Annotated in this window: 22 protein-coding genes and 2 tRNA genes; 13 read left to right on the top strand and 11 right to left on the bottom strand. The window is 60.8% G+C overall.

The features are described from left to right. Positions 1 to 81: 81 nt before the first annotated feature. Positions 82 to 864 carry a methyltransferase family protein gene (locus tag HAP48_RS44675; RefSeq protein WP_224496839.1) on the bottom strand — a complete coding sequence of 261 codons (783 nt, stop codon included), beginning with the start codon at positions 862 to 864 and terminating at the stop codon, positions 82 to 84. A 200-nt stretch (positions 865 to 1,064) separates the two neighbouring features. Between HAP48_RS44675 and HAP48_RS44680 the strand changes: the two genes are divergently transcribed. Together HAP48_RS44680 and HAP48_RS44685 are read left to right on the top strand one after the other, a co-directional pair. Further along, positions 1,065 to 2,855: a caspase family protein gene (locus HAP48_RS44680; RefSeq protein WP_166215735.1), complete on the top strand. Its 1,791-nt coding sequence runs from the start codon at positions 1,065 to 1,067 to the stop codon at positions 2,853 to 2,855. Positions 2,856 to 2,942: 87 nt separating this feature from the next. Then, complete coding sequence (locus tag HAP48_RS44685) at positions 2,943 to 3,203, top strand: type 2 periplasmic-binding domain-containing protein (protein WP_166206279.1); 261 nt, start codon at positions 2,943 to 2,945, stop codon at positions 3,201 to 3,203. On the opposite strand, the gene HAP48_RS44690 is transcribed toward HAP48_RS44685, so the two are convergent. Continuing rightward, positions 3,197 to 3,625, bottom strand: a complete 429-nt coding sequence (locus HAP48_RS44690; RefSeq protein WP_166206282.1) for a universal stress protein — start codon at positions 3,623 to 3,625, stop codon at positions 3,197 to 3,199. The genes HAP48_RS44685 and HAP48_RS44690 overlap by 7 nt on opposite strands. Positions 3,626 to 3,924: 299 nt before the next feature. Here HAP48_RS44690 and HAP48_RS44695 point away from each other — a divergent pair, with 299 nt between their 5' ends. Then, positions 3,925 to 4,188 (top strand): hypothetical protein, encoded by a 264-nt coding sequence (locus HAP48_RS44695; RefSeq protein ID WP_166206285.1) that lies wholly within the window; start codon positions 3,925 to 3,927, stop codon positions 4,186 to 4,188. 78 nt (positions 4,189 to 4,266) lie between these two features. Here HAP48_RS44695 and HAP48_RS44700 read toward each other — a convergent pair whose 3' ends face one another. Further along, positions 4,267 to 4,773 carry a Spy/CpxP family protein refolding chaperone gene (locus HAP48_RS44700; RefSeq protein ID WP_224496840.1) on the bottom strand — a complete coding sequence of 169 codons (507 nt, stop codon included), beginning with the start codon at positions 4,771 to 4,773 and terminating at the stop codon, positions 4,267 to 4,269. A gap of 259 nt (positions 4,774 to 5,032) precedes the next feature. Here HAP48_RS44700 and cax point away from each other — a divergent pair, with 259 nt between their 5' ends. Then, positions 5,033 to 6,139 carry a calcium/proton exchanger gene (cax, locus tag HAP48_RS44705; protein ID WP_166206288.1) on the top strand — a complete coding sequence of 369 codons (1,107 nt, stop codon included), beginning with the start codon at positions 5,033 to 5,035 and terminating at the stop codon, positions 6,137 to 6,139. Between the two features lie 49 nt (positions 6,140 to 6,188). On the opposite strand, the gene HAP48_RS44710 is transcribed toward cax, so the two are convergent. Beyond that, entirely contained in the window at positions 6,189 to 6,653 is a 465-nt protein-coding gene (locus tag HAP48_RS44710; protein WP_166206292.1) for a hypothetical protein, read from the bottom strand. Positions 6,654 to 6,964: 311 nt separating this feature from the next. On the opposite strand from HAP48_RS44710, the gene HAP48_RS44715 reads away from it, so the two are divergent. The 3 genes from HAP48_RS44715 (at position 6,965) to HAP48_RS44725 (ending at position 9,644) form a co-directional block, all read left to right on the top strand. Then, entirely contained in the window at positions 6,965 to 7,186 is a 222-nt protein-coding gene (locus HAP48_RS44715; protein ID WP_210292762.1) for a hypothetical protein, read from the top strand. An 85-nt stretch (positions 7,187 to 7,271) separates the two neighbouring features. Next, entirely contained in the window at positions 7,272 to 8,453 is a 1,182-nt protein-coding gene (locus HAP48_RS44720) for an acyltransferase family protein (protein WP_166206295.1), read from the top strand. Between the two features lie 336 nt (positions 8,454 to 8,789). Then, positions 8,790 to 9,644 carry a hypothetical protein gene (locus tag HAP48_RS44725; protein WP_029080180.1) on the top strand — a complete coding sequence of 285 codons (855 nt, stop codon included), beginning with the start codon at positions 8,790 to 8,792 and terminating at the stop codon, positions 9,642 to 9,644. Between the two features lie 306 nt (positions 9,645 to 9,950). On the opposite strand, the gene HAP48_RS44730 is transcribed toward HAP48_RS44725, so the two are convergent. Continuing rightward, positions 9,951 to 10,036, bottom strand: a tRNA-Tyr gene (locus tag HAP48_RS44730). A gap of 310 nt (positions 10,037 to 10,346) precedes the next feature. Here HAP48_RS44730 and rlmB point away from each other — a divergent pair. Further along, positions 10,347 to 11,171: a 23S rRNA (guanosine(2251)-2'-O)-methyltransferase RlmB gene (gene rlmB / locus HAP48_RS44735; protein ID WP_166206298.1), complete on the top strand. Its 825-nt coding sequence runs from the start codon at positions 10,347 to 10,349 to the stop codon at positions 11,169 to 11,171. Between the two features lie 159 nt (positions 11,172 to 11,330). Here rlmB and HAP48_RS44740 read toward each other — a convergent pair whose 3' ends face one another. The 3 genes from HAP48_RS44740 to HAP48_RS44750 all read right to left on the bottom strand — a co-directional run bounded on the left by HAP48_RS44740 (position 11,331) and on the right by HAP48_RS44750 (position 13,235). Then, positions 11,331 to 11,756 carry a hypothetical protein gene (locus HAP48_RS44740; protein WP_175612274.1) on the bottom strand — a complete coding sequence of 142 codons (426 nt, stop codon included), beginning with the start codon at positions 11,754 to 11,756 and terminating at the stop codon, positions 11,331 to 11,333. Positions 11,757 to 11,834: 78 nt separating this feature from the next. Further along, positions 11,835 to 12,308 carry a hypothetical protein gene (locus HAP48_RS44745; RefSeq protein ID WP_166206301.1) on the bottom strand — a complete coding sequence of 158 codons (474 nt, stop codon included), beginning with the start codon at positions 12,306 to 12,308 and terminating at the stop codon, positions 11,835 to 11,837. A gap of 231 nt (positions 12,309 to 12,539) precedes the next feature. Continuing rightward, positions 12,540 to 13,235 carry a HoxN/HupN/NixA family nickel/cobalt transporter gene (locus HAP48_RS44750; RefSeq protein ID WP_166206304.1) on the bottom strand — a complete coding sequence of 232 codons (696 nt, stop codon included), beginning with the start codon at positions 13,233 to 13,235 and terminating at the stop codon, positions 12,540 to 12,542. Between the two features lie 196 nt (positions 13,236 to 13,431). Here HAP48_RS44750 and HAP48_RS44755 point away from each other — a divergent pair, with 196 nt between their 5' ends. Continuing rightward, on the top strand, positions 13,432 to 13,851 hold the full coding sequence (locus tag HAP48_RS44755) for a hypothetical protein (RefSeq protein WP_166206307.1): 420 nt from the start codon (positions 13,432 to 13,434) through the stop codon (positions 13,849 to 13,851). Positions 13,852 to 14,023: 172 nt separating this feature from the next. Then, a tRNA-Thr gene (locus tag HAP48_RS44760) sits at positions 14,024 to 14,098 on the top strand. Between the two features lie 227 nt (positions 14,099 to 14,325). Here HAP48_RS44760 and HAP48_RS44765 read toward each other — a convergent pair. After that, positions 14,326 to 14,838, bottom strand: a complete 513-nt coding sequence (locus HAP48_RS44765) for a twin-arginine translocation signal domain-containing protein (protein WP_166206310.1) — start codon at positions 14,836 to 14,838, stop codon at positions 14,326 to 14,328. A 388-nt stretch (positions 14,839 to 15,226) separates the two neighbouring features. Between HAP48_RS44765 and HAP48_RS44770 the strand changes: the two genes are divergently transcribed. Then, complete coding sequence (locus tag HAP48_RS44770; protein ID WP_166206313.1) at positions 15,227 to 16,024, top strand: type I restriction enzyme HsdR N-terminal domain-containing protein; 798 nt, start codon at positions 15,227 to 15,229, stop codon at positions 16,022 to 16,024. A 370-nt stretch (positions 16,025 to 16,394) separates the two neighbouring features. On the opposite strand, the gene HAP48_RS44775 is transcribed toward HAP48_RS44770, so the two are convergent. After that, positions 16,395 to 17,054: an NYN domain-containing protein gene (locus HAP48_RS44775; protein ID WP_166206316.1), complete on the bottom strand. Its 660-nt coding sequence runs from the start codon at positions 17,052 to 17,054 to the stop codon at positions 16,395 to 16,397. Between the two features lie 974 nt (positions 17,055 to 18,028). Here HAP48_RS44775 and HAP48_RS44780 point away from each other — a divergent pair. After that, positions 18,029 to 19,372 (top strand): IS1380-like element ISBdi2 family transposase, encoded by a 1,344-nt coding sequence (locus HAP48_RS44780; RefSeq protein ID WP_166204320.1) that lies wholly within the window; start codon positions 18,029 to 18,031, stop codon positions 19,370 to 19,372. An 889-nt stretch (positions 19,373 to 20,261) separates the two neighbouring features. Continuing rightward, a complete protein-coding gene (locus tag HAP48_RS44785; protein ID WP_166202962.1) occupies positions 20,262 to 20,699 on the top strand; it encodes a hypothetical protein in 438 nt (145 codons plus the stop codon). On the opposite strand, the gene tnpC is transcribed toward HAP48_RS44785, so the two are convergent. Further along, positions 20,700 to 22,283 carry an IS66 family transposase gene (tnpC, locus tag HAP48_RS44790; RefSeq protein WP_166215215.1) on the bottom strand — a complete coding sequence of 528 codons (1,584 nt, stop codon included), beginning with the start codon at positions 22,281 to 22,283 and terminating at the stop codon, positions 20,700 to 20,702. It abuts the gene before it with no gap. Between the last annotated feature and the right edge of the window lie 106 nt (positions 22,284 to 22,389).

The following is a 22,389-nucleotide window of genomic DNA, read 5'->3' on the forward strand; positions in this document are numbered from 1 at the left end:
GGTATCCGCGGTCTGCCGAGACGATTCCCTCAGTCGTCCCAGCCTCTACAGGTGACATCGGCTTCGCAGCGCAGCGCGGCGTTAGGCTTGCGGATCGACGGCCTTGGTCGACAGCTTCCGGCCCGCGTGACGAGCCAATCGCCCCATGCATGTGGGGATCAGTCTTGCCGGGATCAGGAAAGGCGTTCTCGCAGCGTAGGCGTCATATTCGGGGAAAGCCAGCCGGAGAATCCGCTCTTCGTTGATCATGCGCCGGCATTGAATCGTCACAATCACAATCGCGATGAGCGCGGCGAGCGGTGAAAGCACCTGGAGTGTCACGCCGATCAGGGCAACCATCTCACAGAGGTAGAGGGGATGCCGGACGATTCGGTAAGGCCCGTTCGTCACAAGGCGCCTTGCCTCGGCCAGAATGCTGAAGGATTTGCCCAACCAGCGAAGGACCACAATACACAGTGAGGTCGCCACCAGGATCAGTGCCGTGGACAGGATCGACCAGATCGGACCGAGCTCCGCCTTTGGAAGGAACGCGAGCGCGACGCTTAGGAAAGTGCCCAACAGGGCTGATATCCGCGTCTCAATGCCCTTCGACTTCATGATGGGGACCAGGCGGGTCATGGTCGTCACTGCCACCAGGCCGAGAAAAAGCACGTTTGCCATGTGGGCAGCGATCATCAGCAGCTTGGCAAAGCTGTCCAACGGGAACAGGTACGGGATGCCAACGGCGCCGACAACAGCAGACCCGCCGTAGATGATCATCACTGCGGTTCTCGCGGTCCAGTCCAGCCAGGGATTGACGCCCAAATTGGCGCTCCCGTTGCTGGCTGTCGCGGAGTTTGCCTGGCTGAGCTTTACGTCAGTCACAGCACTGATCTCGCCCGTTCGAAAATCGCGATTACTAAAGGCCACGCCCCTGCGAAGGTCAATCGGCCTGGCCAGGGCACGCCATCTTGCCAACCAGGTTCCACTTTCCGCATATGCCTTTGCGGATCATCGACATTTGATTGAACCGTTTCGGTCGTGACCGCACATATCTAGACATTCATTTGAACAGTAGCATTGCCATGCGCACACGCTGCTTTGTAAAACTGCGACAAATTTGCTTCTTTCTTATCGTGCTGCTGTTCTGTCAGCCGGCATCGGCTGCAAACCGTGTCGCCCTCGTTATTGGCAATTCTTCATACAAGAACGCCGCGCCCCTTTCGAACCCGGTCAACGACGCCCAGATTGTCGAGGCGACACTGAAGAATGCGGGTTTTGACGTGGTTCAAACTCGACTGGATCTTCAGGCGGTCGAGATGCGACGTACGCTGCGCGATTTTGCCGACCAGTCTCGCGACGCGGATGTTGCTGTCGTCTACTATGCTGGTCACGGCATCGAGATCGAAGGTACGAACTATCTGATCCCGGTCGATGCCACCCTCGAGCGCGATACGGACGTCTATGACGAGGCGTTTTCGCTCGATCGGGTCCTGCTGGCCGTTGAACCGGCAAGGCAACTGCGGCTTGTGATTCTCGACGCTTGCCGCAACAATCCTTTCTCCGACAAAATGAAGCGAACGGTTGGCTCGCGCGCGATCAGCCGCGGCCTTGCCCGCATTGAGCCCGCGACATCGAATACGCTCGTGGCCTTCGCCGCCAAGGCGGGCTCGACGGCGTCGGACGGCAACAGCAAGAACAGTCCGTACGCATCCGCACTGGTGAAGTATATCGGAACTCCCGGCCTGGATTTGCGCAGGGTGTTCGGTTTCGTCCGCGACGACGTGATGAAAGCAACAGGTAATCGGCAGGAGCCGTACGTCTACGGCACCCTTGGCGGCGACGATGTGCCGCTGGTGCCGGCCAAGGAAGTTGCGAAGGAAGCTGCCAAGCAAACTGCCAGGGAAGTTGCCCGGGAAGCCGTCCCAGCGCCAACGCCGCGGTCCGAAATGCGGTATGACTACGAACTCGCGCTGCAGGTCGGCAACAAGGATGCATTGACCTTTTTCATCGCCCAGTATCCTGACAGTTACTACGCAAATCTGGCAAAGCTTCAGCTCGCCAAAGTTGATGCGGAGGAGAAGCGAGCCGCGGCGGCCGAAAAAGCGCGTCAGGCGGCGCAGGAACAGGCCCGGCTCGTCAACCAGGGCGCTCAACAGACGCAACTCGCCAAGGCGGCCTCGGACCTGAAAGCAGCACAGGAAGCTCGGGCGGCCGCTGAGGCAGCCAAGGACGTCGCGCAACAACAAGCGGCTCAGGCCGAACAGAAGCGTCTCGCGGCCGAGAGCGCCGCGACCGCCGCTAAGGGCACCGCGCCGGCGGCTCCCTCCGCGCCAGACCAACCGCGAGAGACGAACGCAAATGCGGGTCCCAAGGTGGCCGCGCTGCCCAGTCCGCAGGCAACCGTGCAGCCAACAGCACCAGCCGCGGTTGCCAAATTGCTACAGACCGAATTGCGCCGGGTTGGTTGCTTCACAGGATCGCCCAGCGGGGAATGGGACACGGAATCGCGGCGCTCGCTGGAGATGTTCAACCGGAACGCCGGCACCAAGTTCGACGCAAAAGCCGCAAACGCCGATGCGCTTGACGCGATCAAGCTCAAAACGGCGCGAGTTTGTCCCTTGATTTGCGGATCCGGCCTTAAGCGAGACGGCGATCGCTGTGTCAAGATTACCTGTGCCGCAGGTTACTTCCTCAATGACGACGACGAATGCGAGAGGCGCAAGGCACGTCATGCCCCGTCCGCCAGGCTCGAGCGCAGGGGCGCTGATCGCGAGGCGGAGGTTCTGGCAAGACCCGCACGGCCGAAGGCGGAGGCCAACGCAGGCAGACGGGGCGACGGCGGAATGCCCTTCATGCCCTTCTTCTTTCCCTGACGGGTCTGTTGCCGCAATCGGTTGCACGTTCATCCGGCGGTCAGCGCGCTGGAACGTGATGTTGGAGACGGAATTCTTCTCGGCCACGTGCCCGAGCTCGTCGCCGAAGGCCGCGGCGTCGGCATCGTCGATCCGGTGGCGAGCAAGCCGTTCACCGAGGGCCTCGCCATCCGCCCGTTCAACCCGAAGATCCGGTACCAGATCGCGATCCTCTCTCCCCGACGCATGAAGCGCCGTCCCGGATGGCGCAGGATTTCGCCAAACTGCTGCGGCGCATCTTGCGGGCGTGAACTTCGCGCTCGAGGCCGGCGCCAGCGCTTTCTATCGAGCGATCTGCGCGTTCACTGACAAACCAGCACGGGGGTCTTCGCCTGCGTCAGCACCTTGTTTGTCACGCTGCCGATCAGAACTGCGGAGAGTCCGCTGCGTCCATGCGATGACATGACAATAAGGTCGCAGCCTTTGTCCTTGGCCGCTGCGATGATGGCCTGATGCGGTTGCCCGCTCTCCGCTTGGATCGTCTCGCAGGAGACACCGGCCTCCCTGGCCGTACGAGCCGCGCCATCCAGCGCGCTGGCGGCCTGTTCCTTGCGTATCGCAGCATATCCGGCGAGCACCTCACGGTACCGTGCCCCTAGCTCTGAAAGGGGCTCCAGGACAAAGATCACCGATACCTTGGCTCCGAGGGATTTCGCGAGCGCTACCCCATGCGCGACTCCATGCTCCGCCAGTTCCGACCCATCTGTCGGAATGAGAATATGCCGGTACATGCTTCACCTCCCGATTATCTGCATGACGCGTCGCTGCCTTCCGAACGAAAGCTGAACTCCCGCTTCGAATGCGGTCTTGAGATACTGTCGCTGAGCGCCGCGGTTCGGATGTCTGCCGTTGATCCGGAAGAGAACGCCTCGGTCGCCAGAAACCATGCATGCATGCTTGCGCCTTGATCTAGATCATGGCGGCCCCAGGACTCTCGTCACGAAATCACGATGGTGACGGCCGAACGCTTCCTTTCCCGCGATAATGCGCAGGCATCGGGCGATCCTCGCATCGCAAAAGGAGCACGCTGATGTGGGTGCTGATGTATGTGTTCTCCTATTCGGTCAGCCCGGCCGCTACGATCGACAAGGCCGAATGGAGGCTGCTCCCGACCGTGGTGTTCCAGGAATTCACAAGCGAGGAGCGATGCAGGGCGGCCAAGGCCACACTTGAAGGCAGCCTCAAAGACGCCGGCGCGAAGCTAAGGAGCGGCCTGGAAGACCTGAAAAGCGTTGGCAAGGCCGACCCGGCACAGATCATCATTGCTTACAATGTGGAATGCCTTCCCAAATAACGTTCCAGATGGCGCGATCGTCCACGGCGGCCGAGCTTCGGCAAAGCCGGCCATGCAGGCCCACCTCTCGGCCTGGCTCTAATCGTCCTCATCCTCGGGTTCGTCGTCATGCTCGATTGCGTCTCGCATGCCCCGCATGACGGCAAACGATACGAAGGCCATTCTCCTCTTCTGATCGTCGCTCAACGTCTTGTAGAGCGGCTCCCAGGCATCCGCGAGCTTCTTGAGATCAGTCCCGCGTTGAATGAGCCGATCGGCCCGTCGCTGCATGAGTTCAACCGGACTGCCGTCGCCGAGGGCGCCCGTCGGGCCTTTCTCGTGCAATTCGGCTATCCGCTCCAATCGGACTTGCCGATTCTTCGCTCGCGCGCGGATGGCATCCTCGATGGCCGGCCAGTATTTCTCTTGGTCGGGCGTCAATTGCAGGGCGGCCTTGACGATGCCGACGCGCATATCCGTCAAGGCTTTCAGGTCGGCGGCGCTGGGTTGTGCTGCTCCGGCAGTCGGAGATGTCTCCGCTGCGCAAGTGAGAGACGACGTTGTGAGCAAAAGTGCAATCGCTGCGGCAGCTGTAATCCTTGTCATTACAAACTCCTGGGCTGCTTCTCATTGATGTCGCCGAGAAGAAGCGCACAACCGGATCGGCCGCGGGTTGATCTAGGTCAAATGGCACGGAATCGGAAATATGGACACGATCGTTCAGGAAATGCCGCGCGCCTCCGGACGGGTTGGTCCAGCCTGGGCTATCACCGGCGAAACAGTGACGTCGGATTGAGCTAGATCAAGATGGGCCGCCCGTGGCGCTCGGAAATTGCTGCCGAACCGGCTTCGATCGGACGATCTCATGCACCTTCTGCTCAAGGAAATTCGACATAATCCACTGCTTTGGATGTTGATCTTCGTGCCGATCGTGCTGGTGGTCGAAACCACAGCTCCGTCCGCCCACACAGCTCTGTTTGTACTCGCTGTCCTCGCCATCGTGCCATTGGCTGCCCTTCTCAGCCACGCGACGGAGAGCTTCGCGCAAAAGACCGGCGATGCAATCGGAGGCCTGCTCAACGCAACCCTCGGAAATCTGACCGAACTGATCATCGCGATCGCCGCGCTTCATGCCGGAGAATACATGCTGGTCAAGGCATCTATCGCTGGCGCCATTGTCACCAACTCACTTTTCATGCTCGGCGCATCATTTCTGCTCGGTGGGCTCCGCCATCACGTTCAGGAGTATAATCGGGCCGGCGGAAGGATGTACGCAGCGCTGCTGCTGATGGCCACGATTGCGCTGCTTGCTCCCGCAGCCGTCGCCGATCTTGATCCGGCACGCGGCGAAGCGATGGCGCAGCATCTGAGCACAGGCCTCGCTGTGTTGCTGATATGTGCCTACGGGCTCGGCCTGCTGTTCTCGCTCAAGACCCACAAGGAGCTGTTCGCAAGCGAGGAGCATGGCGACGAGAGTGACGACGCCGGCTGGCCGATCGGACTGGCTGTGAGCACACTCATCGCGGTCACGGTGCTGGTTGCCCTGGTCAGTGAAATATTCGTGAGTTCGGTGCAGAAAGCAGGCGAGACGCTCGGATTGAGCCCGGCGTTCGTCGGTTTCATCATCGTCGCGCTGGTCGGCGCTGCGGCAGAAATGGCGGTCGCATTTTCTGCGGCGCGCAAGAACCGGCTCGATATGAGCGTCAGCATCGCGCTCGGAAGCGCCTCTCAAATTGCGCTGTTTGTTGCGCCGGCACTGGTTCTTCTAAGCTACGTCATCGGTCCGAAGCCAATGGACCTGCAGTTCTGGCCGGGCGCCGTGACGATGGTCATGATCGCCTCCGTGACCTCCTGCTTCATCACCAACAGCGGACGGTCGGCATGGTTTATCGGCGCCCTGCTTGTCCTCATCTACGCGATTTTTGCCATGACGTTGTACATGGTGCCGCCGGGATCGCACGCTCCGGTTTGACCAACAGCGAGCTGCCTGATCGCGATTGTGTCTGGGCCGATCGGCCAGATCAGTATTGATACTGGGACTGCGGGCAGACCATTTGACCGTTCTGATCGTAATAGCAGCCCTGGTTTCTGTAATAGCCGTAGCTGCCATAGTATGCGCCGGCAGCGGTCGCGGCGCCGACGGCAGCAGCACCATAACCCCAGCCGGGGCGATAGTAACCTCTGCCATATCCGGGATAGCCGGCGACCGGGCGGCCAGGGCGACCTGCAATCGGCCGGCCCGGATAGCCCGGACGGCCGGCGATCGGGTGTGACGGCCGCGGGCGGCCGGCAACGCGATATCCTCCACCATGAACCCTTCCGCCACCTACATGCACACCACCGCCACGCATCCCGCCACCGTGAAACCCACCTCCGCCGCCGCGGACTCCGCCGCCTCCTCCACGACGGGCATAGGCATCATCGGGAAACACGCAGACAGCAACGAGAAGCAGAACTGCCGAAGCGGCGAGGATCCAACGAAGCATGGCGCGCCCTTTCTCTAACGAACGATTTGGCGAACGACGAAGCTGCGGCGCTTTGGCGCCGCGAGATTGATGTAGATCAACGGAATGCAATCGCGCCGGAATAAAACTCGCCCCGCCGTGGCGCTTTCGAACGTCAGGTGTTTCCCGGCTCTCGGAACCGCAAGCAATGTTCCTTTGGCACGATTTGCACTTTGGCGGCGACATGCGGCAATGGGGAGTGGTTCGGGGATAGTGACGTTCTGGCCGTGATTTCTCCAACTTCCTTCGCTTGGCCGTGTTCACGTGAAGGGCAGGATCGCCTCAGGGCGAGGATGAACGTGCTGAAAACGGATGCGACGTGTGCGAGCTGTGGCGCAGGTTTCCGCCGGCTGGAGCTATGGTCAGAGCCCGGCGCCAAGGGTGAGTATCGCTGCCCCGTTTGCGATTACTTGCTCGAGGCATTTGATGGCACCAACCTGATCGCCTATCGGCTTACGATTCAACCGATCAGCGCGCTGGACGGCCCAACGGTGCGGTTCAGCATTCGACGATAACTCGGTGATTGGTTAGCGTCTGAGCGCAATTGGTCGCGATCGTGTGCTGCCCACATCGGGCAGCGCCACAAAAGGCGGGGCATAGATGACATCGATTTCCCATTCAGAGGTCCTGAACACGCGGCCGGTACCCAAGGCCAAAACGCGAAACCTTTCGCTCGACCGTGCCCGCACCTTCCTGACGCTGATTGTGCTGCTGCATCACGCTGTCATCCCCTACACATATTACGGTCACACCGACCCGAGGTCGTTCTTCGGCTTCGACATGATCGTCCTCGCCACGGACAGTTTCTTCATGGCGATGTTCTTTTTCCTGTCGGGGCTGTTCGTGTGGCCCGGCATCGCTCGAAAAGGACCTGTTAGCTATCTGGCGGATCGCCTGCTTCGGCTTGGCCTGCCATTCTTGATCTGTGCATTCACGGTCATTCCGCTCGCCTATTACGCCATCTCGTTGCGACACCATCCCGAAATCGGCTTTGCGGAGTTCTGGTGGACGACGATCACGAAAGGCCCGTGGCCGAGTGGACCGATCTGGTTCCTTTGGGTGCTGTTTTCTTTCGATATGGTTGCGTGCCTGCTGTACCGGCTGTCACCCAACATGCTCGATCCGATCAATCGCCTCTCGCTGTATGGTCGCCGTCGGCCCGCCGTGTTCTTCGCGGTCATGCTTGCCGTAACCGCTGCGTTCTACATTCCCGGGCGGATTCACTTCGGCGCCGGCAGCTGGTTCGAGTTCGGGCCGTTCTCGGTGCAGCAGGGGCGCGTGCTGCTCTATGCAAGCTACTTCTTTTTCGGTGCCGGCATCGGCCTCGCGAATATGGATCGCGGGCTGCTCGCAGCTGACGGCCGGATGGCGAAGGTCAGCTGGGACTGGATGATACTGACGATCGTTCCGTATTACCTCATGTGGGTGCTGATCTCCATCAAGCGCGAAAATCTGGGGAATCCGGCAGACTTGCCGGACTGGTATGAGGGGGCCTATGCCGTCTGCTTCACCGTCTTCAGCGTCGCCATCCTGTTCCTGATCCTGGCCTACTTCCTGAGGTTCGCCCAGTCAGGCAAAAGCGTTCTCGATCTGATGCAGGCTGACGCCTACGGCATGTTCCTGGTGCACTATCCGATCGCGCTATGGCTGCAGTATTGGCTGTTCGACTTCAATCTGCCGGCGACCGTGAAAGCACCGATCGGATTCTTCCTGACGGTTTTGGCGAGTTGGGCGATCACGCGCGCACTGCGGCAAATCCCGGGAGCGACGAAGGTGCTGTGAGAACCGCAAAAAATACCTGACGAAAGGTCGACCGAACGGAAATGTTCTCGATGCTCCCGTGGGCTCGAAAATCTGGGTCTGTTTCGTCATGCCCTTGGCAACGACGGCATCGAGCGCCCTGAATTTGCCATGTACGGCCAGCGCGTGCGGGCGCCAAACGCACAGCCGATTGGACATTTCCCTGGGTCTGCGGCGGATGTACCGAGCCGACTTACAAGGATTGGTGATAGTGTCGTTTCGATCGGCATTTGTGACCGGTCGGGAAGCTGAAGGATGCCACAGCACAAGCCCTGTCGATCGTGACGCAGACACAGCTAGGCTGGAGAGGATGCCAAGATGATCACGATTCCTCAACTGACCGCACAAGCCCTTGGCTCATTTCTTGCCAAGGAAACTGAAGGCCGTTTCCGCTCCTCACATTCCGATTTGACGAAGCTGCTGCCCTTTGCCGCCAGGCTGACACTGGAATGCATCGGTAACAGCGATGCACTCTATCACGACATCGAACACACCATGCTGGTGACCCTGGTCGGGAACGATATCTTGGCCGGAAGGGCGCTGCAGCGAACCACCACGGCCGACGACTACGCGAACTTCATTCTGGCCTGCCTTGCCCACGACATCGGATACGTCCGCGGCATCGTCGAGGGCGACGAGGATGACGCGTATGTCGCGGACCTCAGCGGCCGCACCGTCCAGTTGCCGGTTGGATCGTCCGACGCCGCGCTTGCGCCCTACCATGTCGACCGCTCAAAACTGTTTGTGATTGAGCGGTTCGATGCCGTGGAGGAAGTCGATGCGGCCCGAATTGCCCGGGCAATCGAGTACACCCGCTTCCCCTATGCGACGACACCAAACATCGACACGGACGATCTCAACGAGGAGGAAGGGTTACTGTTGCGCGCCGCCGATCTGATCGGCCAACTCGGCGACCCCCATTACATGCGAAAGTCAAATGCGCTTTTCCACGAGTTCGAGGAAATCGGGCTGAACAAGAAGCTCGGCTACGCGACACCCGCCGATATCGTCTATAAATTCCCGCAGTTTTACTGGACCAATGTCGCACCACAGATCCAGCTTGCGATCCGCTATCTTAATGTGACCTCCAGCGGTCGCCAATGGATCGCCAACCTTCACAGCAACGTCTTCCGGGCTGAACGCGAGGTCAATCTCTCCGGGCCCCAGAGATAATCCCCTTTCCTGGTAGACGATGACGTCTGAGCGCGATTGGTCGGGCCCGTCTGCTGCCCACATCGGACAACGCCACAGCTTCGCGGATACAGCCCGCCTTCGCCCTCCGGGCTTCGGCAGCAGCTTTCGCTCGCTTCGCTACGATGGAGATTTGCTGGCTTGCCCAGCTGGTGCTCGCGAAGCGAGTAACATCCGCGGACAGAGCCCGCCTTCGCCCTCCGCGCTACGGCGCGGCAGCCTTCGCTCACTTCGCTACGCTGGAGGTTGCTGGCTTGCCTAGCCGTAGCTCGCGAAGCGAGCGAAGGCTGGTGGGGGAGGCAGGACTCGAACCTGCGAAGCCATGAGGCGGCTGATTTACAGTCAGCTCCCTTTGCCACTCGGGACACTCCCCCGTCCAACAGCATCAGAACCGGCCGCGCGAGTGGCGGCGGACCGGGTCATCGAAATGACGCTGATAACCGGCCGACCCGAAGCGGGTGCGCGGTCGGGCGCGTTTATGGGCGAAGGCGGTCCCCAAAGTCAACCAAGCCGGCCGTCTATTTGGCATACTTTTGCGGGCTGGCGCGATCTCTGTTCCAAAGAAGCAAAAGCGGGGGCTAGATTCTTGTTTTTGACGCGTTTTCTTCACGCGAACCGGTCCCCACTTCGCTCGAAAACGCTGTGTAAATTGCCAATATTCGGGAGCCGTGACACAAGCCTCACATGAGCGATCGCGACCGCAAACCCAATTTCCGAGGCAAGGGCGGTAAACCCTTCCAAAAAGGGGCAAAATTCGCCCGTCCGCCGGCCTGGCGGGACCGCGAATCCGGTTCCGACGGGCCGGTGATTCTGTATGGCTGGCACACGGTGGCGGCGGCCCTGGCCAACCCGGACCGCCAGATCCGCAAGCTTTACCTCACCGAGAACGCGGCAAGGCGGCTCGCCGAGGAAAACATCGCGACCCGCGTCACCCCGGAGATCGTCCGTCCCGGCGACATCGACCGGCGCCTCACCCCCGATGCCGTGCATCAGGGCCTTTTGGCGGAGGCCGATCCCCTGCCCTCGCCCGATATCGACTCGCTGGCGCTGGAGGGCATCGTGCTGGTGCTCGACCAGATCACCGATCCGCACAATGTCGGCGCCATCCTGCGTTCGGCCGCGGCATTCGCGGTCAAGGCGATCGTCACCACCGCCCGCCACAGCCCGGAGGCGACCGGCGTACTGGCGAAATCCGCCTCCGGCGCGCTCGAGCTGGTGCCGATGGTCACGGTACAGAATCTGGCGCGCGCGCTGAACGAATTGAACGAGCGCGGCTTCCAGACCGTCGGCCTCGACAGCGAGGGCTCGGAGGATCTCGGCAAGGTTCAGCTGCAGGCGCCGCTCGCGCTGGTGCTCGGTGCCGAAGGCAAGGGCTTGCGGCAATTGACGCGCGAGACCTGCCGCGTCGTCGCCCGCCTCGATATGCCCGGCGAGATCAAGAGCCTCAACGTCTCGAACGCCGCCGTGCTCGCGCTCTATATCGGCGCCAGCCGGCTCGGGCTGATGTAATAGCAGCGCCCGCTCGCGAGATGCGAACGGGCGCTGATGTCTTCGACAGATCGCTCGCGCGTTTTCGAGCGAAGTGGGTACCGGTTCGCGTGAAGAAAACGCGCAAAACTAGAATCTGGAGCTCCGCTCCGATTCAATCGGAGCGGAAACGGCTCCGGATCAGTAGTAGCGGCGCAGCACGCGGTGGCCGTAGTGATAGGCCGGCGCGCGATGCGCGTAGCCGTAGCGATAGCCATAGTGCGACGACCGATAGTGATGACGGTAGCCGTAGTGGCGATAGCCATAGCCGTACGGGCGACCATAGCCCTCGCGATAATACGGACGCGGCGCCCAGTTGCCCGGACCGGTGTAGGTCGGGCCCTGGTTGACGTAATAGTACTGCTGCGCCGCGCTGGGATAGGCGGCATCCGGGTCGGGCAGACGTTCGACCGCGCCGTAACCGCCATAGCCATAGCCGCCGCAACCGCCGCAGCCGTAATTCACGACGGGCGCGGAATAGCCGCACGGGTTGAAGCCGCACGCCATTGCGGGCGCGGTCACCATGACGGCCACCGCCGCAATCAGTCCTTTGATCAATTGACGCATTACTCTCTCCTGGTGGTCTCGTTGTCGTCGCGTAGCTCTTGATGGCTATGAAAGATCCCCGTTTGCGGGGCTCCCGATTTAGTGGCCTCTCGGTCGCAGTGGCCGCGGCACCGGTCCCGGAAGCCGCTGCGGCCCGTTGAATTGCGGCGCGTAGATCACCGGCGGCGGATCGACCGGCACGTTGGATTGCGCCGGCAGCGGCGCGGAATGCGCCGACCATGATTCATGATAGCTCTCGGCCGGCTGGGGCAGCCGGCGGTTGGCCGGCGGCTCGATCTCGAGCCGGCCGTAACCCGGCATGCGGCCGAGGCTCGGATAATAGTGGCCGACATTCGGCACCGGATCGATCGGGCGGCCGCCATAGACGGTCGGCACCATCGAGTCGTTGCGGGCAAGGCCCATCGCGCTTTCGACCACCGCGTAGGAGGCGTCGACACCGTTGATGATGATGGGCACGCCGGGGCGGTTGGGCACGACGATGTCGAAGCCGCCGCCGGCCAGCGCCGTCGAGGTCATCGCAGCCAATATCGTCAGCGCAAGACTTACGCGCATGTCACCCAGCGTCCCGAATTGTTCCATCCGCAGCCTAATCCAAGCCCTTGGCGGAAGGGTTAAGGACGCGGGCCAAACTTCCGGTAAGCCTAACGCGTAAGCATCGGCATTCGCTCAATGCGGCGACGCGGGATCAGAAATCGTTAACGGCCACTGCATGATCCGGAAAAGTGCGAAGCGGTTTTCCGGAAAGATCATGCTCAAACCAAGAGCTAAGGCGGCGTCGACGGATCAGGTGAATGCGTTCTCGACGATCGAATGGATCCCGATCGCGATCGTGACCGCGCCGACCGCAATTTGCAGCCCGCGATTGGCCCAGGTCAGCCAGCGCGCCGAGGCCGCCAGCGGCACCGCGATCACGCTCGACAGCACGCCCATGCCGATCATCGAGCCGACGCCGAACAGGGCGACATAGCCAAGCCCGGTCACCGGGTTTGGGGCCTGCGACACCGTCAGCACCAGGAGCGCCGCGGAGCCCGCCATGCCGTGCATCAGGCCGACCAGCAGCGTGCGCCAGCGGAAACCGTGCGCGTGGCTGTGTGCGGCGCGGGCATGCGGCAAGAATTCACCGGCGTGGCTGTGGGCGTGAAAATGCGCGGTGCCGTCGCCATGCGAATGGGTGTGGAAGTGCACGCGGTCGCGCCACAGCCGCCACCACAGATGCGCGCCGAGGCCGACCAGCATGACGCCGACCGCGGTCTCGATCGGCTGCGCGACCGTCTCGGGGATTGCCCGCCCGAGCAGGATCGCGGCACCGGCAAAGATGAACAATGTCATGGTGTGGCCGAGGCCCCAGGTCAGGCCGTGCTTGACGATGTCGCCGACATGGGTCCGGCGTGCCGCAATGCTCGATACCGCCGCGATGTGATCGGGCTCCAGCGCGTGCTGCATGCCGAGCAGAAAGCCAAGACTCAAGATTCCGAACATCAATCCCCCGCGCCCGCGCCGATATCAGATCGACCACGTCTGTACCTGCAATTCTCGTCAAACAGAGGCATGATCCGGAACGCATCATGCGCGAGAGTTGCGGAACTTCACACTGGTTTGAACGCAGGGCACGGCCGCGCCGGAACAGGCGCCGCGCAGCGAGATTAGCCCTCACCACGACGAGAGGAGATATCGCATGACACAACTGAATATCCTCGGCGCAGCAGCCCTGCTCGCATCAGTGCTGGCCAGCCCCGCGATGGCGCAGCAGACCATCGGCACTGCCGCCCGTTGCTCGAATGCCTGGCCGGACGCCCGATGCGAGAGGATCGCGCCTGGCACCACCGCCACCACCACTCGCGACCGCACCTACCGGCGGGACCGCGACTGGCAGGGTAGCTACAATCGGTATGACCCCGGGCCTGCCGGCGTCGCAGCCGGCGTGGTCGGCGGCGCGGTCGGCACGGCGGCTGCGATCGCCACCGCCCCGTTCGGCGGCCCCGAATACGCCCGCACCCCGATCGGCGGCGAGGAATATGCCCGGCAGAACGGCTTCGTCTGCACCCCCGGCACCTGGTTCCGCGGCAGCGACGGCCTCCAGCATCCCTGCCAGTAGCTCACGCAAAGCGCTGACGGCGCAAAAGGCGGCCTTCGGGCCGCCTTTTGCGTGCCCCTCCGGTCGAAGCGAAGGGATCGGTCGGCGCCTTCAGGTTCTGGACATCGGTTCTTCAGGTTCTGGCCCTGGCGCACCAAGTCTGCTATGCGAGCCCGCAAATCATTCCCATTTCGCCGGCTTAGCTCAGCGGTAGAGCAGCAGTTTTGTAAACTGAAGGTCGGGGGTTCAATCCCCTCAGCCGGCACCAGATTTTCTTGACCTATATCAATAGGATAGTGCGTTTTCGGTACGTTCCAGCTGCCCGTTTCCGTGTTGCATGTGTCGACAACGTGAGACGAGTAAAAACAAGCTGTTACCAACTATCACCAACCGCCCCACGCAACACGAGCGCAACACGGCGGTTTGTCGTTTGTTCTGAAAATGAAAATGCCCGGGACTGGCCCGGGCATCTCATTGCAGGGTTTGGCGCGGCGATCAGTCAGTGCCTAGGTGCGGCACCAGCTGGACGTCGTCGCTTCGGGCCTGCTCGAAACCCGCGGCCCCACTCAGCTTGGCCGCAGCCCGAGCCATGGTTTGCCTCAGCTTGAAGTGCCAGCTCCTAGGACCGGTGCAGTCGTGGACGTTTGGCCACAGTTCGCCGGCGGTCTCGTACCGGTTGACATATTCCAACACGGCGGCGATGCCGGCGGTTGTCGTCGGTGTCGTGCCTGCCAGTTCCCAAGCCATATCAGTCTCATGACTGCAGGCCTCGGTTTGGCGATCTTCCGCGTCGGAACGTGCGTCCGTGTGGGGATCGGTGTTTTCGGTAGCGGCGATCGCCGCCAAGAGGTCGGCAAAGGCTTGCCGATGCCGGGCGATGGCGTCCAGAGCCGGATCCACGGGTGGCTCGGCCGAAAGCGCGGGAGCGCCGGCCAGGGCGGCCGCGGCGGCGGTACCGGCGAGAAACCGCCGTCTCGATGTGGTATCTGTGGTCTTAGCCCGTGACATGGATCACGCTCCGTGTTGCTGGTTAGGGCCAGCTCGGAAGTTCCGCTTCCGTCCGGCCTGCTTTTTTGGTACACCGCTATTATGGGAAAGTCAATTACGGTACACCAAAAAAGACGCGGTCGTCCCGCAACGGGTCGAGACCCAGCAGTCACGATCCGCATCCCAAAAGATGTGCTTGAGGCCATAGAGGCTTGGGCGGGCCGCCAGGACGACACGCCGGCGCGATCACCTGCAATAGTTCGGTTGGTAGAGATCGGGCTGAAGGCGAAGGGCAAGTAGCGAAGCCGGCGCACCGTAGTCGCACGGAAGTACTCTCTAATCCCTTGCGTGAACAACCAGGAGGCGAGATCATGCTCGCTTTCAGAAAGTTGTTTTTAGCGGGGGTACCATGGGAATTCCGGCGAGAGTTTCTGCGCGCATATCCGCACAGCTAAAAAAATATCAGAAAGTGCTGGGGGCCGCGAAGCAACGGGACATCGGCGAGTCAGATACCGTTACCATCATCACCGACTTTCTCTGCGATGCATTGGGCTACGACAAATACAAGGAGGTTTCTAGCGAGCACGCAATCCGCGGAACCTATGTCGACCGCATCGTGACAGTCGACAATAAAAAACGATTCTTGATCGAGGCAAAAGCAATAGGGGTTGAGCTCAAGGACTCTCACGTCAAGCAGGCCATCGACTATGCTGCGAACGAAGGAGTTTCTTGGGTCGTTCTCTCGAATGGAGCAGTATGGCGCCTGTATAATCTGAGATTTGCGAAGCCGATCGATAAGACGCTCGTATTCGAGATCAATATCCTATCCTGCGATAGCAAAGACGAAGATACTATTGGGTGCTTTGGCAGCCTCAGTTCTGAAGGATATTCGAAAGACTCGCTGACGGAGCTGTTGAACGAAAAGCAGACGAGCAGCAAGTATACAGTGGCGGCCGTATTACGAACTGAAAAGATAGTGGAGTCGATCCGTAAGGAAGTTCGTCGGCTCTCCGGCATAAGATTGGATTCGGAATATTTGTCTTCGCTGTTAGAGAATGAAATCGTGAAACGCGAACTCATCGATAGCGAGGAGGCGACTGCTGCAGCGGCATATGTGAAAAAGCTACAGAAGACTGCCGAAAAAGAGAAGGCTGATGCCACAATCACGGTGGCTGCGGTAGCTGCAGACGCGCCGTCCGCTGGGTAGTCGACATTCGGGCTGAAGGCCAAGAAGTAGGCGGATATGATCAAGACCGCGACAGGATGGCTGCAATTACCGCACTGGCTCATTCTCGCAGGAGCCGTGCTGGTAGTCGTCGGCCTCATTGGCCTTGTGATCAGCCGCCGACACCAGGCGAAGGGCCAGGACAAACCGGCCACGGAGCCGAGTCTCGAGCCGAGTCCCCAGTTGCCAACTCTGCCGGATCTTCTTGGCTCACCGCCACGAAATCGTCGGCGTGAGATCGGGACCCAATAGGATTGCGGGCCAAAAAGCGGGAATTGCCAGGCTAGCCTTAGAAGCGGCGGCAAGTGGGTGGACTTCACCGGCTATTGGCAGCGGCATATCGAGAATTAGTTCACGCTCGTTTTGGTCTATAGTCGCGAGGATCGAGACAGGCGTCATAAAATGTTTGATCCATACGAAACCAATCAACCTTATCTATGCCGCGCCCTGACGATGCATTACCCCCCGATGGGAAGGCGCAGGCTACACGTATCCACCGATCTTGTTCCTTTGATATGTCGGCTATTTCGTGAACCACTTCTTGAAGGTCTTGGTCTTGGCTAAAGACAAGTGCAATATCGAACTGCTTTTTTCGCGCTAAAGAAACGAGATCGAGTGCGAGGCGAACGTCGATTCCCTTTTCTTGCGGCGTCGTAATGATTTTGGGCTTCCCATCGGGCTCAAGAATAGGGTCCCCATTCCCGTCAAATAGTTGCTCTCTCCGATACCTGAGCTGACGCGTTGTCACTAGGACACCGGCCCTCTTGAGAGCCAACACCCTATTTGACCAATATGCCGCCCACATCGGGGACTCTATTGCTGTCGGCACCCCCGTATAAAAGCGAGTGAGAGTCGCCCGCCAGTTATTCGCGGCACAAACGGCCTTGTGTAATTTGGCTGGATCGTAGTTTGGATGGTGGTGGCCAAAGGCTTCTTTGGCATGCTGAAATAAGTTCTGGCCATCAAAGAAGGCCATCACGTTCTTTATTGCTGGCTCGTCTTGTGCCGCCATAAAAGAAAACCCCGCCGGGGACCATTTCTGGCCAAGTCCGACGGGGGGCTATTCCGACCCCAAATATAGGGTCGTCCCTAAAGAACCGTCAACTCCGCTGGCCGTTCCGAAGATTAAACTTTTGCAGGTGTTCCACGAATATCACAACCGGAACAAAGCCGGATTTGTTCAATTTTTCAACCCCTTCGGCAATCTGAACGCTATACAGCGCAGCATATATTGTGTGCAAAAAGTCAACGCCTCACTTTTATTGCCCATCGCGCGGGGCTTGCTTCTCCAACCCGCTCCACGCCTTTCCCGTCATTGTTCTTGAGGCTGTGCTTTCCCAGCGCGGCGTGGCGGGGTCTTTCCTATTTGCCGCGACCATCAAAAAAAACGGCCCCAGAGCGGTACGAAACCGGGGCCGTTGGAGTCTTTGTGTATCTAAACATTTCCAGCTGACATCAGGCTTACGTCATCTCGAAAACTCCTAGGTAAATCATCCGCAATTATGGGACGTCTACAGTCAACGTTCCCAGCCCGAAACTGCCGATCGTTCGTCGGAATATAACGAATGGAACTGTTCCTCCGCCCACGGTCAGTCGGTTATAAGCTCCGAGAACGACCACGTCGTAATCCACGAGGCGCGCGAGGTCGGCCGGATCAGGCTGGCGACCGAGCGAAGCCCGGCGTTTCGGACCTCTGGCTTGAAGGATGGAGGAGCATGTGAGCCTGGTGTCGTCTGACCGCGACGGTCGGCCGGCTGCCCCCCTAGAGTAGGTAGGAGCCCGATCCAATGTTGATGCTGTACCGTCAAACGTCGTTAGCCTTTCGGGCTGGACTCCGTGGAGCATCAGGATCTGACGATGTCTAACCCGTCTTATTCGTCAGAGTGCGCCTGAGAGGCTGGCGAGCGTGGTGTAAAGCGCTGATGCGGCGTAGGATTCGGTTGCGAAGCCAACCCCATCACCTCAACCGCGAACGCCACGCCCGCCATGACCGACGATACGATTCTGCCCTTCTCGTTTCCAGCCGTTCACGCCAAGAAAGTCACAGCTGCCTTCGATGGCGGTCGGCTGACCTCGAACGGGGGCGTGATGCTTCTGGCGATGGCCGAGCGGCGTCTCGGCTTGGCCGACAATTTGGCCCGGGTGTTCCCGGATCGGCGCGATCCGACGCGGGTCGTGCACAGCCTTGTCGATATGTTCCGCGCGCGCATGTTCGCGATCTGCTGCGGCTACGAGGACGCCGACGACCTCGATCATCTGCGGTCCGATCCCGCATTCAAGCTGGCCTGCGGACGGCTGCCGGACACGGGTCGCGATCTGTGTTCCCAACCGACGCTGTCGCGGCTGGAGAATGCTCCGCGCCTGCGCGACGTGATCCGACTGACCTACACTTTGGTCGACGCATGGATGGATAGCTACCCGCGCGAGCCGGCATCCGTCACGCTCGACATCGATGATACCTGCGATGTCGTCCACGGCCATCAGCAGCTCTCGCTGTTCAACGCTCATTATGACGAACGCTGCTTCCTGCCGATCCACGTCTACGACACGGAGAAGAGCCGGCCCGTGGCGGTCGTGTTGCGGCCCGGCAAGACGCCGGGCGGCGTCGAGGTGCGTGCCCATCTGCGCCGCCTGATCCGGCATATCCGGACGCGGTGGCACAACACGCGAATTACGTTCCGTGGCGACGGGCACTATGCCCGGCCGGAGGCCATGGCGTGGTGCGAGACCAACGGCATCGACTACATCTTCGGTCTGTCCGGCACCAAGCCGCTCGCCAGAAAACTCGACGAGGCCGCCGACGACATCCGCACGCGACGCGCCATCGAGAACCTGCCGGTTCTGCGTGGCTATACCGAGACGCGCCACAAGGCCAAGTCCTGGGATCGCGAACGGCGTACCGTCGCCCGTATTGAGGCGACGATGCTCGGCCTCGACATCCGTTTCGTCGTCACCAGCCTCGATGTCGGCTCGGCCGAGTGGATCTACGACAGCCTGTATTGCGCGCGCGGCCAAGCCGAGAATCTGATCAAGCTGCATAAGACACAGCTCGCCTCCGATCGCACCAGCTGCCGTTCGGCGCTCGCCAATCAAGTCCGCCTCGTTCTCCACACCGCCGCTTATTGGCTGATGCTGACCGTGCGCGACGCGATTCCCAAAGCCCGGGAATTGGCCACAGCCGAGTTCGCGACGCTGCGTCTTCGTCTCTTGAAACTCGCTGCCCGTGTCGTCGAGACCACGAGCCGCATTCGCCTTGCGTTTGCCGCGGCATGTCCCGAAGCCGACCTGATCCGCGGCTTGCCAGGCGCGCTGCTGCCGCTCGGTCCTTGACCGGCGGGGCATCCGCCCCCCGTTCGCCCAACCTACACCTCAAGCGCGTTGCAAAGTACGGGTCGGTCAGGCGGTGAAAAGCCGAAGGCAATCCCGCGCGCCTCGTCAGAGCAGATGTGCGGCCACATCAAGCGGACTAAAAAACGCACTCTCACGAATAGGACGGGCTAAAGAGACTGCCAACTTGCGCGCCGAAGTTAAGAAGCGCATTGCCCAGATCGAAAGTATGACGCTAGTCCAGATTCAACGGGTCATGATGGATTGTATGTCCGAGCGGTCTGCTGGCAGGATGACGGCATGTGAGGGCAATGCGTTGCGCCACGCGCTGAACAAACGGGTCGGCATTCTCGGACGAGACCTTGTCGCGACGCGGGAGAGCTAAAGCGACAGTGAGAGGCCGCAATCCCGAAGCCCGCGACGCCCAAAGAAAGAACTCAGAGGTGCGTGGCATATTCGAACAACCACACTTCCGTTCTTATTCAATCCCGGCTCGCATTTGTATTGGCCTTGCGGTCTTAAGCGCCGTCCTGCTGGTCGGGATAATAGTGACGCACGTCGGGCCGTAAGGCTGCTCGCCGTATCCTCACTTGGTTGATTGGGGATTTGCTGTGATGCCGTTCTGCCGCTGGAGACGAATAGGAGTGAGCCATGACTCGCCGCATTACCTGCATTATCAAGCTGCCTAACCATCAAGACCGCCATCGGCGTATTCAAGCAGTCGGTGGTTCAGGATGGCAAGACTCGGAAGAAACGTGAGCGTCACGAGAGGATCACGGGTGCCTGGGCTTGACTTGCGCGGAATGCTCTGGATAGCGCGGTCGGGATGATTGACGCCGCCGGCGCGCGGTGATGGGTTGATCCCGGTTCGGAGCGGGCAACGGGGATCAGAATGACCAGCGAGTCGCAGCTGCGCGAGAAGCTTCGGAAGATCGAGGCGTTGTTCGTGGGGGCCGGAACTGCTGGTGAGCGCCTTGCAGCGGAAGCCGCGCTGCAGCGGGTGCGGGCCCGGGTCGAGGAACTTGCTCGCCACGATCCACCGATCGAACAGCAATTCTCACTTCCCGACCAGTGGTCTCGGCACCTGTTTCTGGCGCTTTGCCGCCGATATGGGCTGCGGCCGTTTCGTTATCGCCGACAGCGACGTAACACGGTGATGGTCCGTGCGTCACGGGGCTTCGTTGATCGAGTCCTGCTGCCCGAGTTCACCGAGCTGGAGGGTGCGCTGCAAGTGTATCTGCACGAGGTAACGCTGCGCGTGATCCGCGAAGAGATCTACGACGACGCCAGCGATGCGCAGGAAGTTCCCGACGCCGTGCCGTCGAACTGATCAAGCGGCGAGCTTTGGCTCCGAACCATCGCGCTCGGCTTTCCAATTCCACGGCAGCAGCGTGTTCAGCTGATTGATCTTGGTACGTCCGGAGACGATGCGCTCGAGAACATCAGTAAAATAGTGCCGTGGGTCGATGTCGTGAAGCTTTGCGGAGTTGATGAGTGATGCGAGAGTGGCCCAGGTTTCGGCGCCGCCCTCACTGCCTGCGAACAGATAGTTTTTCTTTCCCAGCCCGATCGGCTTGATGCTGCGTTCGACCGTATTGCTGTCGATCTCGATGCGCCCATCATCGATGAATCGCGTCAGGCCATCCCAATGGTTGAGGGTGTAGCGGATCGCCTTGCCAAGGCCGGATTTCTTCGAGACTTCCAGCAGTCGCGCCTCGAGCCAGGGCTTGAAGTCCTCGATCAGCGGTCTGGTGTCGGATTGTCGCACCGCAGCTCGCTGCGTCGCCGGCAAACCGCGAATGCGATCCTCAATGGCGTAGAACATCGCGATCCGCTGCAGCGCTTCCGCGGCAATCGGCGATTTCGTCGCGATGTGGACGTCCCAGAACTTCCGCCGCGCATGCGCGAAGCAGAACGCCAGTTGTACCAGACGGCCGCCGTTTTTAATCAGCCCCTTGTACCCGGCGTAGCCGTCGACCTGCAGGATGCCGTCGTAGTCTCCAAACAGCTGCCTGGCGCGGATTGCCTTGCGATCCTCGGCGAACACGTAGACTACTGCCGGCGGCGCCGGGCCGCCCCACGGGCGGTCGTCGGTGGCGATCGCCCAGAACTGGCAGACTTTGGTTCTGCCACGGCCGGGATCGAGAACTGGCAGCGGCGTCTCGTCGGCAAACAGCCGCGGGTAGGACATCACTGCGCGGCGCAACAGCGCGTGAAGCGGCTTCAGCCACCAGGCGACGCGGCCCATCCACGAGGCCAGCGTTTGCCGGTCGAGCGTGATGCCTTGGGCGGCAAACATCTGTTCCTGGCGATACAGCGGCAGCTGGTAGCCGTATTTCATCACCGCGACGTGGGCCAGCAAGGCTTCCGTCACCATTCCACCGTCGATCGCCTGGGCCGGCGCGGGTGCCTGCAGAACACCCTGGCGGCATCCCCGGCAGCCGTACCGTGGACGCATGATGCGCTTGACCCGGTACTGCATCGGAATGACGTCGAAGGCTTCCTTGACGGTCTCCCCGATCTTGTGCAGCTGCTCGCCGCAGCAAGGGCAGATGTGGCTCTCGATATCGATCACGACATCGATGCGCGGCAAATGCTCCGGAAGCTTCCCCCGGTTGCGTCGCGCCGGTCGCTTTCCACGGCCCTCCGCTCCGTCAGGCAGCCTGCCTCCGGTCACGTCGTCGTTGGCGGCGGCACGAACCGCCTGTGCCCTGATGGTGAAGAGAGACAGCTGTCCGATATCCAGTGTCTCGGAGCGCGGACCGAAGATCGTGCGCTTGTACTGGGACAGGATCATCAGGAGCTTGTCGTTCTCCTGGATCGCAGCGTCGCGTTGGGCGATCGCTGCATCACGCTCGGTCGCCAGCGTGCTGCATTCCTCCGACAACGCCGCAAGCCGTGACGATAGCGTCATCACGGCTTGTCGGAGCAATGCTGGATCGGAAGGCAAATCACTCATGCAGAGCGATTCTACAACAACTCCGCATGAGTGACGAACGTATCCGTCCGAGGGCGGCCGT

The sequence above is a fragment of the Bradyrhizobium septentrionale genome, from assembly GCF_011516645.4.
GTDB lineage: Bacteria > Pseudomonadota > Alphaproteobacteria > Rhizobiales > Xanthobacteraceae > Bradyrhizobium > Bradyrhizobium septentrionale.

What these genes read in the sequence shown, in the direction of transcription:
- HAP48_RS44710 (WP_166206292.1), bottom strand. Translation starts at nt 6,653, where the DNA reads ATGCTTCGTTGGATCCTCGCCGCTTCGGCAGTTCTGCTTCTCGTTGCT.
- HAP48_RS44770 (WP_166206313.1), top strand. Translation starts at nt 15,227, where the DNA reads ATGGGAATTCCGGCGAGAGTTTCTGCGCGCATATCCGCACAGCTAAAA.
- HAP48_RS44715 (WP_210292762.1), top strand. Translation starts at nt 6,965, where the DNA reads ATGAACGTGCTGAAAACGGATGCGACGTGTGCGAGCTGTGGCGCAGGT.
- HAP48_RS44750 (WP_166206304.1), bottom strand. Translation starts at nt 13,235, where the DNA reads ATGTTCGGAATCTTGAGTCTTGGCTTTCTGCTCGGCATGCAGCACGCG.
- HAP48_RS44720 (WP_166206295.1), top strand. Translation starts at nt 7,272, where the DNA reads ATGACATCGATTTCCCATTCAGAGGTCCTGAACACGCGGCCGGTACCC.
- HAP48_RS44785 (WP_166202962.1), top strand. Translation starts at nt 20,262, where the DNA reads ATGACCAGCGAGTCGCAGCTGCGCGAGAAGCTTCGGAAGATCGAGGCG.
- HAP48_RS44680 (WP_166215735.1), top strand. Translation starts at nt 1,065, where the DNA reads ATGCGCACACGCTGCTTTGTAAAACTGCGACAAATTTGCTTCTTTCTT.
- HAP48_RS44700 (WP_224496840.1), bottom strand. Translation starts at nt 4,773, where the DNA reads ATGACAAGGATTACAGCTGCCGCAGCGATTGCACTTTTGCTCACAACG.
- HAP48_RS44695 (WP_166206285.1), top strand. Translation starts at nt 3,925, where the DNA reads ATGTGGGTGCTGATGTATGTGTTCTCCTATTCGGTCAGCCCGGCCGCT.
- cax (WP_166206288.1), top strand. Translation starts at nt 5,033, where the DNA reads ATGCACCTTCTGCTCAAGGAAATTCGACATAATCCACTGCTTTGGATG.
- HAP48_RS44780 (WP_166204320.1), top strand. Translation starts at nt 18,029, where the DNA reads ATGACCGACGATACGATTCTGCCCTTCTCGTTTCCAGCCGTTCACGCC.
- HAP48_RS44690 (WP_166206282.1), bottom strand. Translation starts at nt 3,625, where the DNA reads ATGTACCGGCATATTCTCATTCCGACAGATGGGTCGGAACTGGCGGAG.
- HAP48_RS44725 (WP_029080180.1), top strand. Translation starts at nt 8,790, where the DNA reads ATGATCACGATTCCTCAACTGACCGCACAAGCCCTTGGCTCATTTCTT.
- HAP48_RS44755 (WP_166206307.1), top strand. Translation starts at nt 13,432, where the DNA reads ATGACACAACTGAATATCCTCGGCGCAGCAGCCCTGCTCGCATCAGTG.
- HAP48_RS44740 (WP_175612274.1), bottom strand. Translation starts at nt 11,756, where the DNA reads ATGCGTCAATTGATCAAAGGACTGATTGCGGCGGTGGCCGTCATGGTG.
- tnpC (WP_166215215.1), bottom strand. Translation starts at nt 22,283, where the DNA reads ATGACGCTATCGTCACGGCTTGCGGCGTTGTCGGAGGAATGCAGCACG.
- HAP48_RS44775 (WP_166206316.1), bottom strand. Translation starts at nt 17,054, where the DNA reads ATGGCGGCACAAGACGAGCCAGCAATAAAGAACGTGATGGCCTTCTTT.
- rlmB (WP_166206298.1), top strand. Translation starts at nt 10,347, where the DNA reads ATGAGCGATCGCGACCGCAAACCCAATTTCCGAGGCAAGGGCGGTAAA.
- HAP48_RS44765 (WP_166206310.1), bottom strand. Translation starts at nt 14,838, where the DNA reads ATGTCACGGGCTAAGACCACAGATACCACATCGAGACGGCGGTTTCTC.
- HAP48_RS44745 (WP_166206301.1), bottom strand. Translation starts at nt 12,308, where the DNA reads ATGCGCGTAAGTCTTGCGCTGACGATATTGGCTGCGATGACCTCGACG.